The sequence below is a fragment of the Phytobacter sp. V69 genome (assembly GCF_965644215.1).
In the GTDB taxonomy this organism is placed as follows: Bacteria; Pseudomonadota; Gammaproteobacteria; order Enterobacterales; family Enterobacteriaceae; genus Phytobacter.
This window is the reverse complement of sequence record NZ_CBFFRL010000150.1, coordinates 1-12,182: the sequence shown is the minus strand read 5'-3', so window position 1 is coordinate 12,182 and position 12,182 is coordinate 1. Positions and strand designations below refer to the sequence as shown.

At 49.3% G+C, this 12,182-nt stretch carries 13 protein-coding genes; 6 read left to right on the top strand and 7 right to left on the bottom strand.

Annotated elements, in window-relative coordinates; all coding sequences use genetic code 11:
* Nucleotides 1–168: 168 nt before the first annotated feature.
* Genes ACSZPU_RS18535 through ACSZPU_RS18505 form a run of 7 tightly spaced genes read right to left on the bottom strand, consistent with a single transcriptional unit; the run spans nt 169 to nt 6,892 of the window.
* Nucleotides 169–642, bottom strand: coding sequence for a tellurium resistance protein TerW (locus ACSZPU_RS18535; RefSeq protein ID WP_499001742.1), 474 nt, complete (start codon nt 640–642; stop codon nt 169–171).
* 17 nt (nt 643–659) lie between these two features.
* On the bottom strand, nt 660–1,868 hold the full coding sequence (locus ACSZPU_RS18530) for a DUF4236 domain-containing protein (protein ID WP_499001741.1): 1,209 nt from the start codon (nt 1,866–1,868) through the stop codon (nt 660–662).
* Between the two features lie 10 nt (nt 1,869–1,878).
* A complete protein-coding gene (locus tag ACSZPU_RS18525; protein WP_499001738.1) occupies nt 1,879–2,835 on the bottom strand; it encodes an HpcH/HpaI aldolase/citrate lyase family protein in 957 nt (318 codons plus the stop codon).
* Nucleotides 2,835–3,914 carry a cysteine protease StiP family protein gene (locus ACSZPU_RS18520; RefSeq protein WP_499001736.1) on the bottom strand — a complete coding sequence of 360 codons (1,080 nt, stop codon included), beginning with the start codon at nt 3,912–3,914 and terminating at the stop codon, nt 2,835–2,837. The genes ACSZPU_RS18525 and ACSZPU_RS18520 overlap by 1 nt, the downstream gene beginning before the upstream one ends.
* A 1-nt stretch (nt 3,915) precedes the next feature.
* Entirely contained in the window at nt 3,916–4,689 is a 774-nt protein-coding gene (locus ACSZPU_RS18515; RefSeq protein WP_065945052.1) for a hypothetical protein, read from the bottom strand.
* Nucleotides 4,682–5,824 carry a phosphoribosyltransferase domain-containing protein gene (locus ACSZPU_RS18510; protein ID WP_499001732.1) on the bottom strand — a complete coding sequence of 381 codons (1,143 nt, stop codon included), beginning with the start codon at nt 5,822–5,824 and terminating at the stop codon, nt 4,682–4,684. The genes ACSZPU_RS18515 and ACSZPU_RS18510 overlap by 8 nt, the downstream gene beginning before the upstream one ends.
* Nucleotides 5,825–5,833: 9 nt before the next feature.
* Complete coding sequence (locus ACSZPU_RS18505) at nt 5,834–6,892, bottom strand: ATP-grasp domain-containing protein (protein ID WP_499001729.1); 1,059 nt, start codon at nt 6,890–6,892, stop codon at nt 5,834–5,836.
* 319 nt (nt 6,893–7,211) lie between these two features.
* On the opposite strand from ACSZPU_RS18505, the gene ACSZPU_RS18500 reads away from it, so the two are divergent.
* The 6 genes from ACSZPU_RS18500 to ACSZPU_RS18475 all read left to right on the top strand — a co-directional run bounded on the left by ACSZPU_RS18500 (nt 7,212) and on the right by ACSZPU_RS18475 (nt 11,758).
* A complete protein-coding gene (locus ACSZPU_RS18500) occupies nt 7,212–7,793 on the top strand; it encodes a TerD family protein (protein ID WP_499001726.1) in 582 nt (193 codons plus the stop codon).
* Nucleotides 7,793–8,950, top strand: a complete 1,158-nt coding sequence (locus ACSZPU_RS18495; protein ID WP_499001725.1) for a TerD family protein — start codon at nt 7,793–7,795, stop codon at nt 8,948–8,950. The genes ACSZPU_RS18500 and ACSZPU_RS18495 overlap by 1 nt, the downstream gene beginning before the upstream one ends.
* A 22-nt stretch (nt 8,951–8,972) precedes the next feature.
* Nucleotides 8,973–9,428: a tellurite resistance TerB family protein gene (locus ACSZPU_RS18490; protein WP_000007449.1), complete on the top strand. Its 456-nt coding sequence runs from the start codon at nt 8,973–8,975 to the stop codon at nt 9,426–9,428.
* Between the two features lie 22 nt (nt 9,429–9,450).
* Nucleotides 9,451–10,491, top strand: a complete 1,041-nt coding sequence (gene terC / locus ACSZPU_RS18485; RefSeq protein WP_499001721.1) for a tellurium resistance membrane protein TerC — start codon at nt 9,451–9,453, stop codon at nt 10,489–10,491.
* A 47-nt stretch (nt 10,492–10,538) separates the two neighbouring features.
* Nucleotides 10,539–11,117, top strand: a complete 579-nt coding sequence (gene terD / locus ACSZPU_RS18480) for a tellurium resistance membrane protein TerD (protein ID WP_065945058.1) — start codon at nt 10,539–10,541, stop codon at nt 11,115–11,117.
* A 65-nt stretch (nt 11,118–11,182) separates the two neighbouring features.
* Nucleotides 11,183–11,758, top strand: coding sequence for a TerD family protein (locus tag ACSZPU_RS18475; RefSeq protein ID WP_065945059.1), 576 nt, complete (start codon nt 11,183–11,185; stop codon nt 11,756–11,758).
* The last annotated feature ends 424 nt before the right edge of the window (nt 11,759–12,182 follow it).

Genomic DNA, 12,182 nt, shown 5'->3' with positions numbered 1-12,182 from the left:
AAAAACGTGTGTTTTTAGTCATCCTGTTTACCTCTCTCTCAAAGAGTTTAGTCTCCAGGATTCCCGGGGCGGTTCAGTAAGGCTAATACAGCTAAGGACTCCACTGAACCCCACCGATTAAATCGCACCTTCCTTAAGCTACCCGGGTTGCCAATCCGGGTTGTAATTTCATGAGGATGACTTCTTCGCGTTAAACTCTTTAATCAACTCGTCCAAGGCACGTTCAGCCATCTTCTCTACAGCCTCGCTTCTGGAGGTGCCACTCAGTGCAGCCAGTCGATCAATTTTTCTCAAAACTCGCATGCGTAGTGATAATGACACAGCCGTTTTCTTATCCTTGTCCAGAATGACCCTTCCTGCTGAATCACTGGTCTTGAGTTCCGCATTCAAGGCCAGAGCTTCATTCATACGGCGAAGGATCTTTTTGTCCAGTTGTCCCGGATTAACGAGATGGTAAGAATGACCGGCCTTGCTGTACCTGATATCCGCTGAGTATGATTCACGTAGTTCTTTGAGCGCTCGTGTCAAGGTCGGCTCGGAACAATCCAGACTGGCTATAATGTCGGCAGCAGAAACGGGCTTGCCGGTGCCCAGTAAGTTGGCAAGCTTAAAAATACGGGCCTGTCTGGTATTTAATTGCATTATTATATTTAGCCTGCTTAAAGGGTTATTGGTTCAATGGGCTGAAAAATGTAGGTGCTGCTCATTTTTCGGACCACCGGCTGGACGCCTAATGCTTCAACCGGATCAATATTTTCAATGCCCTCGAAATTTATCGATGACATCTGCCTGCGACTGCATTTGCACGAGAGGATATACTCGTCCTCCAGATACCCCGTTCGCTTACTGACCCGTTGTGTAAAGCCTGAGACAATTACGTTCTCAAATGGGAGCGAATGAAAAACGATACCTACCAGGCGGAACAAACATCCATGAATGTGGCGAGCATAGTTTTCGCGCACGGATTTCTGAGTCATGGCTTTTTCCGTCAGTTCTGTGCCCCTGGCATTAACACCGTAAATTTTATCAGGGAAATCCTCAATCTCAGCTAAATCAACATCCAACAAGACGGTCGATTGATCAGGTTTTACTTCAAAAGCGATAAGTGTTTCTCGTGGCCATTCTGTTTCCGCAAGCACACCCGACAGGTATGATTCAAAAAACGCAGCGTCTGTCCGAAACTGCTGTCGGGCATCTGCCTGAGCTGTGGCGAGCCGTTTTTCATGTTCTTCAGCATCAAACTTCCAGTTTGCATACTGTTCGGCCCAGGCCGTCCGTTGTTGCTGGTACCGGTGCTGTCGAAGGGTATTCTCACGCTCTACATCTGCTAGTTCCTGCTGCCACCTGCGAAGATTCTCGGCGTGGCGCTCAGCTTTAGCTGATTCAGATTCAAACCATTTTCCCAGGAAACTAATGCCTTCGCTCCCGGCAGGTTTTTCCGGCAGTGCAAGGTATTCTGGTTTTTCTGGACGCATCGGTGCCGGAACCTGAAAAGGCGATGTTCTGTTTTGCAGGTATACTGCTTCCAACTCCGGCCAGGTGATGCCTGTTTTTGGATCTGGCGTCAGCTCATGAATATTACGAATTGCGGTCACCACTGACATGAGTTCAGCTGCTTCCTGCTCAAGCACCTCTCTCAGCCCCGGGTCGGTTGCCGTTCGGTTTCCTCCTCTGGAACGCGCGGCCCGGTCAAGCCGGGTACGGTAACTCAGTCCGGTACCGGGTAAGCCGAGATTGGCGTATGTACCACGACTACCAATAGAAACAGAGGCGCCTCTTGGCCCTACACTAAGGCTCGGTGCGCCATTACTCAGGTTGAGACGAACCCCCGGAATAATGTTGATCGACTTTCTGAACCTGAACCCCATTATGCGTTCCTTAATTGTGTTGGGTTACGGTGATTAATCTGATTCCATCAGCGCTTTGCTCGTTCTGTAATCCGTAAAAACGAGCTCTGTCCAGAATACCGGCCGCCCAGCGACGATGTGTAGCGGGCTCACACATTGCACCCTGCGACTTGAATACAGCCTGGGTAGAGTTCAGGATCCGCAAGGCATCAGAGTGCTCACCCGGAGTGACCATCAGCGCGTTTTGAATGACCTCAATCTGACCCGGATGAATGGCTGTTTTCCCCACCAGCCCATGCGCCATATCAAGAGCCAGCTCTCTGGCCATGATTGCATGATCGTCAATATGCTCACAAACGGGTGCGGTGAGGGCAAAATCACGCGGCCCAAAGACTGAGACGAGCATTTTGATGACGTAACCCATCGGGCTGTCATACAGCGTCAGGTCCCGGGGGCGACGAAGCGATACAACGTTCATAAGATCGTTGCCGCCGACTCGGAGTGCAATAATGCGTTCGTAGCAGGGATGTTCCACAAGACGGGTGGCCAGTTCGCGCATCTGAACCACGTCAAATACATCTTCTGTTTCAAGTGTTGGCATCATGCACAGGTGAGTCCCGCCCATGATGTCCCACCATTCAGTTAACGAACTGAGGGTAAACTTCGGCAATACAAACCCGTCGACAGCGGAAAGATCATAATGCTCTTTTAACCATTTGCCCATTTCGGCATGCCGGGGCCGAATAAACACCAAAGGCCAGTCAATTTTTCCCCGGCAACACATGCTGTTACTGAGCTCGTCCAGCAGCAGCTCAAGATTTTTGAGGGCAACAGGGATGTCTGCTTCGCAGACTGCATCCTCAAGGCAAATGACCAGGGATCGCAATCCCGGGATTTTCTCGCGCAAAACGGCATCTGCAATATCTTCCCGGGTTGCAGGCATGTACAGCGTGGCTCCCAGATTCCAGGGAGAAAGACGATTTTTCATCAGAGTACCTTCTTGATAATGGTTACAGCTCGATACTGGCCGAGGGCCCCTCCCATTTCTGTAACAACTATTCCCTTTTCACGAGCAAGCCCGACAAGCAGTGCAACGTCCGGGTCGTGAATTGAACGCACAAATACATGGTCCGGAACCCTGCGTAATACCGCCCTGGTTGCCTCAGCAATACCTGGCTTAATACGATTGACGCTGTCCACTTTAAATTCATTGGCCAGGAACGCGATAACGTCGCGACTTGTCTGCCATAAGGTTTTGGCTGATTCCGCATTCCAGTTCAGATGTGTGTGGGATGACAGGACTAAGTTCTTACGGAAATGAGCGACGGTATCGACAAGCATCCGGCTGCATTCATATTCGCTGAGATGCTCGCAAACCATGCAACCATGTAACCCTTCAGAAGACCATACTGATCGGGAGATTAGGCCTGACACCGGCGCCCCCATGATGCCAAAAGGGATGAGCCAGTCGTCATCGCTGGCAGCAAGCCAGGAACAACCGCAGGGATCGGCCAGGACAACCAGTCGTAGCTGCTCGGGATAGCCCGGGCGGTTTTTCAGTGCACGTACTAGCTCCCCGGTAATTGCGCCTTTACCTGTCCATCCGTCAACAAACACGATACCGCTGGTACCATGCCGCTCTTCAATGACGTCGAGTGCTGCACTGTCAATTCCACGATCGCGGATGATGCTGATGCCATAATGCCATGAGGTCTTCCCCATATCACGCAGCGCCTGGTGCAGCATAACGCCGAGCGGTACACCAGCCCTGACAAGACTGGTCAGAACGATGGGCTCATCACCGAATCGTTCTGCCAGAGCAATAGCGAGCTGAGTGACTTCTTTTGCAAGTCTGTCTGCGCCCCGATCCAGCGCCCGGTGAAACAAATCAAGATGCCATTGTGTGGGTGCTGGCTCCTGGCTGAGCATGTCCGAATAATGTTTCTTCCCGGACTGGATCAGCTCTTCTTTTTGCTCAACCGGCGTCATCTCAATCACTACCGGCTTTAGCAGAAACTCCACGTCACCGGACCGGTATGAGCCGGTAAATGTTTCATGCTGCTGCATTTTATTCTTCTCCAAAAATTCGCTGTGAAATGGCATCTGCAAATTGACTCTGTCGCGGAATGCCAAACCAGCTGCACAGTTTCATAAAACGGTGATCGCTCAGGCTGTCTCCCAGGCCAATTACTGGGAAAATCCCGCGTTCAGCGCGAAGCTTTTCGAGTAGCCAACTGACAGCCCGCCCCTTCTCAACGGGTAAGGGGAGCCAGGCCACGTTATTACTGTTTCTATGGATGTAGAAACCTTCTGTTGAGAACACTTTTTCAATTTCATCAGCAATAGCTGTGAGTTCATCGAGGCGTGTACTATCCCGGTGTTTCATCACCATATAAACCGGAGTTTCATCATATTCATAGTTAAGCCTTGCCCAGGCATTGATCCCTTTTGCATCCATCATTTCAGTGATCAAACGCTGCATCGACTCAAGCCTCTTCTGGTAAGGCACTAACTGCTCAAGCATAAATGCCTTCCATTGCTCGTCTGGCGTTCCCTCTGGCGTGAGAATGACCGCTCCATGAGTTGTGATCGCCCAGGAGGAAAATGGGATCTGGACCCGGCTGATTTCTTCTGTTCCCCTTGCGGTGACAGGAATGAGTTCAGCGTGTTCCAGTAGCCAGTCCACCAACATGGACTGTTCTTCTGTCATGAAGCTTCGTGGATTCAGGGTGCGATCCACGGCACCAGTACGAAATGGCTCCAGTGCAAGCTCATCCACCATTTTTCGACGGGTCTGAAACAGCGTGTCGTCAAGGTCGCTCAGAACAACGGGTTTATTCATAGGTAACAATCTCCACGACGGGCGCAACCTCAGCCAGAGCCTTCAGGAGCTGGCTATCAATACTTTCCTCGGGTGTCTCAGTACACACAAGAATGCGGTCAAACTGCTGGTGGGCGACGTTATAGACAAAATTGGGGATGCCCAGCCCGTAGTTATCCGTAAAGGAGATCGCGGACTCGATTGCATAACCAACGGCGATAGGTGAACGGGAGGTTGAACCATAAAATGCCTGTGCTCCGGCAGCTTCAAGCCGCTCAGCGAGCAGGAACGGCTCCCAGACGAATTCTCCTGTCCCGAGTACCAGAACTCGCTCCCCCTTGCGGACGGACACGTCATGACCGAGATCGGCCGCAGGGGCGAGCATCCCCAGGCGACCCCAGGACTGTTTTCCTTGAATGTCCCATTCCCCCCGGGAAGTCACGTTTACCTCTGGCATGACGGGTAAAGGCATGTCAGGGAAAGGGGTCCATTCCCACTGACCACTTACAAGTGAAACTGATTTGACGGGCAACGGGCTGCGTTCTGGCAGAACATTATTACTCCAGTCGGTTAGCGTTACCGTGATAACCTGTTCAACGTGTGGCAACTTACCTGTCTCTCGAAGGGCAGACAGCAGATTAATAAAGGTGTTGCCGGTTGTTGCCTCATCATCAATTAAAACCAGTGTTCGTGCCAGGGTAACACGGCGTTTTTTCTCTGCATCATCTGGCAGATAAATCAGATGATCGGTGGCATGGCTGTGTTCTTCCTTGAATTCACAAAGTAACGATCCATCAACCGGATGACGGGTTGAAGTCAGATAGACAGATTCACCATGTTGATGGCGCAGTTCATCAAACACGCCAGCTCCGAGTCCAACAGCCGTTTCAGCCATACCAATAAACAGCACTGGGCCAGTCATTTTCGACGGAAACTTGCTGGCAAGCTGTTTGTAAGCCTGACGCATGACCGAGGGGGGCACGGGAATGTGTCGGCCGAGAACCTTACTGACAAAAAGAAAGGCTCGCTTGGGGTTTCGTCTTTCGGCAATATCAAAAAGAGCGTTGAGCGGGATATCTCCGTAGTCACGAGTGACCTGGATAGTGCCGCAAGAAAGCTTGCGCCGATAAATCATATCTTCGATCGTCAAAGACATAAATCTGCCTTAATTCAGTAGGTTGGAAAGTGTTTCCGGGTATAAGATCACATCAGTGATGGATCTCACTGCAACCGGTGAGAAGGATTTTTCAGCGTTCTGGATTACGGCATCTTCAGCCATCAGACCGAGCTTATAGGCAGCAAACAATCCGGGAAGGTTGACCCCAGAGTGTAGGGTATAGCCAATCCCTCCTGAAGGACGCATATTCGTTTCGAGAAGTACGGGGTTGCCGTGCCTGTCGTTTCGCGTCTGAACATTGACCAGCCCGTCAGCCTTCATTGTTCGCGCACAGGCACACGCCAGTTCAAAAGCTTGTCCTTCGTTTACCAGATATTGAATAGCACCTTCTTTACGACGCCCTACCGCCGCGAGTATTTGACCTTTATCTGCAAGAATATCGACGGAAAACTCCGGCCCAGGCAGATATGGCATCAAAACAAGGGGTTTAAACGACTCAGAAGCAGAAGCTGCTGCGATATACTGTTGTGGATTAACAAGGCGATTTTCAGGGTGATTAAAGACATCCATGGGCGATACACTGTCATCAAAACGCCAGAATCCCATGCCATAAATGCCCGTAACGGGCTTTACGCATACTGGACTGTCAGAAAATGGCGGGGCCGCGATGTGTGCTTTCAATTCAGAAAGCGTATTAACGCGCCAGGAAGGCACAACCGGCAGGCCATTTTGTTCCATGAACTGAGCAAAAGTAACTTTTTCATCTGCCAGGGTAAGCCAACTGGCGCTCGTTGAACCTGTAGTGAGAGTGACACCCGCTGACTCAATGGCTGTACGGTTATCCTCAAACCAATGACTGTTACGGCCAGTATGAATATGGTGAATACCGTATTGCTGAACGGTATTCTTAATAAACTGGAGGCGTTTATGAGCGTCTTCAGGCTCAGTCAATGAGTAATCAGCAACTGAAAGAATTTCATTTCTTTCCTTACGGTGAGAAGCGAAAACGGTAATTTCAAACTTATTTTTTAGAGCAAATGATTTAATCCCTCGAATAATATCTCTTTGCGAGGATAAACCTTCCATAAGCCAAATCTTTCTGTTCATTTTTGTAATTATCCGAATGCCTTGCTATTTAAGGTTGAAAAGTGAGTCTATGGGCGACACTGATACATGTCAATCATAATATGATTCATATCTATTAGAGATATAGAGCGGAAAAACGTTATCGGAATACCATGTAAATTATTAATTTTATTGTAAAAAAACTAATAATGACGATGAAAATAAGTTCGCAGATCCGTGATTTTTTAGAAAACCACCAAAATTTGCCTTGTCAGAGTACTTCATCATGATATGATTTTCTTTGTCAGTTAACAAACACCCATTTGATTGCCTCGGTCATTACCATTTTAAGGAATAAAACATGGTTTCATTAAGTAAGAACCAGACGGTATCACTCAGCAAACAATCTTCAGCACTAAGCCAGCTTCAATTTGGTCTTGGTTGGGATCCAGTTAAGAAAAAAGGTTTATTTGGCGGATTATTAGGTGGCAATGGTTCAATCGATCTCGACGCTGGCTGCGTATTAATGGACAGCGCTGGTAACAAAATTGACACCATCTGGTTCCGCAAACTGAAATCCACCTGCGGTGCTGTTGTGCACAGTGGCGATAATCTGACAGGCGAGGGTGATGGCGACGATGAAGTGATTAATGTCAGCCTTTCTCGTCTGCCTGCAAACGTTGAATACCTGGCATTTACAGTCAACAGTTTCCGTGGCCAGTCGTTCAATGACGTCGAAAATGCCTTCTGCCGCGTGGTCGATCAAACCGGCAAAGAGCTGGCTCGCTACAAATTAACTGAGCAGGGCTCACATACCGGGATCGTGATTTCTTCACTGCGCCGTAATAATGGCAACTGGGACTTTACCGCCCATGGGCATGCCTGTCGCGGCCGCACAATTGACGATATGCATTCCGATATTGTCTCAACGGTTGTCCGCTAATGAACCTGACGCCGGGGGGCAATGCCCCCGTACCAACCCAGGAGTTGCGGGTCCGGATCACCTCGGGTGTACAAGTGGATGCTTCCTCGTTCCGCCTCTACACCGACGGGAAGGTGCAGGGGGATGCGGACATGGTGTTTTATGGCCAGCCACGTAACGATGATGGTACCGTCAGTCTGGTCAGTGAAGGCCAGTACTCAACGTTTACTGTCGCGCTCAATCGGCTGAAGCCTGATGTCCAGAAAATTGCGTTCACTGTGACCTGTGACGGCGGGCAGACGGTATCTGGTCTTCGTAATCTTTCCATCGACGTGGAGCAGGGGTCTACTGGCCTGGTTAGCGGCATTGTTGAACTGAACGGCCGTCAGGAAGCAGCCTTAATTTTGGGTGAATTTTACCGTCGTAATAATGACTGGAAATTCCGCTTTGTTGCACAAGGCTTCAACGGCGGGCTGAAGCCATTAGCTGAGCATTTCGGTGTAAATATTGCCGATGAGCCTGTTCCCACAGCCCCGACACCACCAGTTGCACCGCCCCCACCGACTGAGAAAAAAATTAGCCTGAGTAAGGTATCTCTGACAAAAGAGAAGCCTGCTATCAGTCTGACCAAACGGGATAACTTCGGTGAAATCCGTATTAACCTGAACTGGCACCGGGGCAGCAGCAAAACCGGTTTTGGAGGCATGTTTGGCTCCAAAGGTATCGACCTGGATCTGGGGGCTTTTGTTGAGCTTCAGGACGGTTATAAGTCGGTCATTCAGGCGCTGGGTAATGCTTTCGGTGATTATCGCGATGAGCCTTACGTTCAGCTCAAGGGTGATGACCGGACGGGTGATGTGTCAGACGGTGAGTGGTTGCATATCAATGGCCGTGAATGGAAGCATATCCGTGAAGTACTGATTTACGCCTTTATTTATGAAGGTGTTCCCAGTTGGGATAAGACTGATGGTGTGGTTACCATTCATGTGCCTGATCAGCCTCCCATTGAGACCCGTCTGACAGAAGGTGAAAACCGTCGCACATTGTGTGCCATTGCCAGACTCGTAAACGAAAACGGTGCAATTAAAGTCGAGCGTATCAACCAGTATTTCAAAGGCCAGTCCGAAATGGACCGGGCATTTGGCTGGGGATTTCGCTGGAGCGCCGGTTCTAAATAACAGAGCAACAAAGGAAACAAGAATGAGCTTTTTTGATAAGGTCAAAGGTGCCATTAACTCCGGGCGGGACGAACTGACCCGCCAGGTTGGCCGTTTTAAAAATAAAAAATTTATGCAGGGCACAGTAGCTGTCTGCGCCCGTATTGCCGTATCCAGTGACGGTGTGAGCTCAGAGGAAAAGCAGAAGATGATGGGTTTTCTGCGCTCTTCAGAAGAACTCAAGGTTTTCGATACCAACGAGGTTATCGAGTTCTTCAATAAATTAGTTTCAAGCTTCGATTTCGATGTTGAGATCGGCAAGGGCGAAACGATGAAATACATCCTGGCACTGAAAGATCAGCCTGAGGCCGCTCAGTTGGCTTTACGTGTTGGTATTGCTGTAGCGAAAAGTGACGGTAATTTCGATCAGGATGAGAAACTGGCTTCCCGCGAGATTGCTATTGCATTGGGCTTCGACCCTGCTGAATTTGGCCTCTGATCCGCATCCCTAAGGGTAAATTATGGTTTCAACACACATCGGTTTTCCGACTGAAACAGTCATTGTTTTTATCGCTCTTTCAGTCGGCGCCATCTTTATTGACCTGTTTATGCACCGACATGACAAGCCAATCTCCCTGAAGAGTGCGGCGCTCTGGTCCGTATTCTGGGTTGTAGTTGCGATGGCATTTGCCGGTTTCCTCTACATCCACCACGGAGCTGAAGTTGCCAGCCTGTTTGTGACAGGTTATGCGCTGGAGAAAGTGCTGTCTGTCGACAACCTGTTTGTCATGATGGCCATCTTCTCCTGGTTTGCCGTGCCGGACCGTTATCGCCATCGCGTTCTGTACTGGGGGGTCATTGGTGCCATTGTCTTCAGGGGCATCTTTGTTGCCATCGGTACGAGCCTGCTGAGCCTGGGGCCGTACGTTGAAGTCATCTTCGCTATTATCGTAGCCTGGACGGCGGTCATGATGCTTAAAAGTGGTGATGACAATGATGAAATTGAGGATTACTCCCAGCATCTGGCTTACCGCATGGTTAAACGTTTCTTCCCCATCTGGCCGAAGCTCAGAGGTCATGCTTTCCTGCTGAACCAGAAAGAAGTGGATGCCGAACTGGCGAAGCCGGAAAACAGCGATGTGACCATTGGTCGTGGTAAAAAGGCGGCACTGTATGCCACCCCGCTGTTCCTGTGTGTGGCCGTGGTTGAACTCTCGGATGTGATGTTCGCGTTTGACTCGGTACCGGCAATCATTGCCGTCAGTCGTGAACCGCTCATCGTCTATAGTGCAATGATGTTTGCTATCCTTGGCCTGCGTACTCTGTATTTTGTCCTTGAGGCACTGAAACAGTATCTGGTTCATCTGGAGAAGGCCGTTATCGTGCTGCTGTTCTTCATTGCGGCAAAACTGGGCCTGAATGCGACAGATCACATCTGGCACCATGGTTACAGCATCGCAGCCACAACCAGCCTGTATGTTGTACTGGCTGTTCTCGCTCTGGGTATCATTGCAAGTGTAATGTTCCCGGGCGAACCTGATTCTGAGGAAAAGGGGAGCTAATCCCCTTGAGCATTAACCCGAACAATTACTAATCGAAGAGGTTATTTATGAGTGTTTCTCTTTCCAAAGGCGGGAACGTATCCCTGAGTAAAACAGCACCGACAATGAAAAATGTCCTTATCGGTCTTGGCTGGGATGCGCGTTCAACTGACGGTCAGGACTTTGACCTGGACGCTTCTGCATTTTTACTGGCCGCTAATGGCAAAGTGCGCGGTGACGCTGACTTCATCTTCTACAACAACCTGGTGTCAGCTGACGGGTCTGTAACTCATACCGGCGATAACCGCACGGGTGAAGGTGATGGTGACGATGAGTCTCTGAAAATTAAACTGGACGCCGTCCCGTCTGATGTTGATAAAGTCATCTTCGTAGTCACGATCCATGATGCGCAAGCCCGTCGGCAGAGCTTCGGTCAGGTGTCTGGCGCATTTATTCGTCTGGTAAATGATGACAACCAGACTGAAGTTGCCCGCTACGATCTGACGGAAGACGCATCCACGGAAACAGCTATGCTGTTTGGTGAGCTATATCGTCACAATACCGAGTGGAAATTCCGCGCAGTCGGCCAGGGCTATGCGGGTGGTCTGGCATCTGTTTGTGCTCAGTACGGCATTAACGCGTCCTAAGAGAAAAGTAACTTTTCACTGGGCTGTTAAATCAGCCCTAATTCAACTGGTTGCAGGAGCTTAAAATGGCAGTTTCTCTCGTAAAAGGCGGCAACGTATCTCTGACCAAAGAAGCACCAACCATGAATGTCGCTATGGTTGGCCTGGGCTGGGATGCCCGTGTAACCGACGGTCAGGGTTTTGACCTTGACGCTTCCGTGTTTGCCGTAGGCGAAGACGGTAAAGTGCTGTCAGATGCACATTTCATTTTCTTCAATAACAAAACCAGCCCTGATGGCGCGGTAGAGCACCAGGGTGACAACCGTACCGGTGAAGGCGACGGCGACGATGAGCAAGTCAAAATCGATTTGACCAAAGTCTCAGCTGATATCAAAAAACTGGTGTTTGCCGTTACCATCTATGAAGCTGAAGCGCGTAAACAAAACTTCGGCATGGTGAGCAATAGCTTCATGCGCGTTTACAACAACGACAATGGCACAGAAATTGCCCGTTTCGATCTTTCTGAAGACGCTTCTACAGAAACCGCAATGGTCTTTGGCGAACTGTACCGACATGGGGCCGAATGGAAATTTAAAGCCGTAGGCCAGGGTTTCGCAGGTGGGTTATCTGCACTAGCAACCCAGCACGGCGTGAACATTTAATAAAAAAAATAAACTCAACCCGGTGCTGTCACCGGGTTTTTTTATAGGTGTTGGAACATGGCTAAGAAAAAAAATGATGGTTCAGGTGTAATATTACTTTTTGTTGTGACTTTTTTTTGTTTCTGCCGTTCCTGATATTCGGGACTTTCTTCTACCGAAAACTAAAAAGGAAATATTCATCAATCCCTAATATCCAGCGTGTATATGATATTGGTGTCCTGTTTAAAACATTAGGTGCTACTATCGCTGCTGTTATGGTTTCAGCTCTTTTCGTTCTGCAACTCTGCATTCTTCCTGTAAAATTTGTATCACCAGAAACATCTAAGTATATATCAATATTTTTATTCACTCCGCGAATTCAGATAATAAGTGCAACGCTCGGACATGATTGTGGAGAGTGTAGGAGGAAGGGTTAACTACCGAT

What these genes read in the sequence shown, in the direction of transcription:
- terC (WP_499001721.1), top strand. Translation starts at nt 9,451, where the DNA reads ATGGTTTCAACACACATCGGTTTTCCGACTGAAACAGTCATTGTTTTT.
- ACSZPU_RS18505 (WP_499001729.1), bottom strand. Translation starts at nt 6,892, where the DNA reads ATGAACAGAAAGATTTGGCTTATGGAAGGTTTATCCTCGCAAAGAGAT.
- ACSZPU_RS18515 (WP_065945052.1), bottom strand. Translation starts at nt 4,689, where the DNA reads ATGAATAAACCCGTTGTTCTGAGCGACCTTGACGACACGCTGTTTCAG.
- ACSZPU_RS18525 (WP_499001738.1), bottom strand. Translation starts at nt 2,835, where the DNA reads ATGAAAAATCGTCTTTCTCCCTGGAATCTGGGAGCCACGCTGTACATG.
- ACSZPU_RS18530 (WP_499001741.1), bottom strand. Translation starts at nt 1,868, where the DNA reads ATGGGGTTCAGGTTCAGAAAGTCGATCAACATTATTCCGGGGGTTCGT.
- ACSZPU_RS18495 (WP_499001725.1), top strand. Translation starts at nt 7,793, where the DNA reads ATGAACCTGACGCCGGGGGGCAATGCCCCCGTACCAACCCAGGAGTTG.
- ACSZPU_RS18520 (WP_499001736.1), bottom strand. Translation starts at nt 3,914, where the DNA reads ATGCAGCAGCATGAAACATTTACCGGCTCATACCGGTCCGGTGACGTG.
- ACSZPU_RS18500 (WP_499001726.1), top strand. Translation starts at nt 7,212, where the DNA reads ATGGTTTCATTAAGTAAGAACCAGACGGTATCACTCAGCAAACAATCT.
- ACSZPU_RS18535 (WP_499001742.1), bottom strand. Translation starts at nt 642, where the DNA reads ATGCAATTAAATACCAGACAGGCCCGTATTTTTAAGCTTGCCAACTTA.
- terD (WP_065945058.1), top strand. Translation starts at nt 10,539, where the DNA reads ATGAGTGTTTCTCTTTCCAAAGGCGGGAACGTATCCCTGAGTAAAACA.
- ACSZPU_RS18475 (WP_065945059.1), top strand. Translation starts at nt 11,183, where the DNA reads ATGGCAGTTTCTCTCGTAAAAGGCGGCAACGTATCTCTGACCAAAGAA.
- ACSZPU_RS18490 (WP_000007449.1), top strand. Translation starts at nt 8,973, where the DNA reads ATGAGCTTTTTTGATAAGGTCAAAGGTGCCATTAACTCCGGGCGGGAC.
- ACSZPU_RS18510 (WP_499001732.1), bottom strand. Translation starts at nt 5,824, where the DNA reads ATGTCTTTGACGATCGAAGATATGATTTATCGGCGCAAGCTTTCTTGC.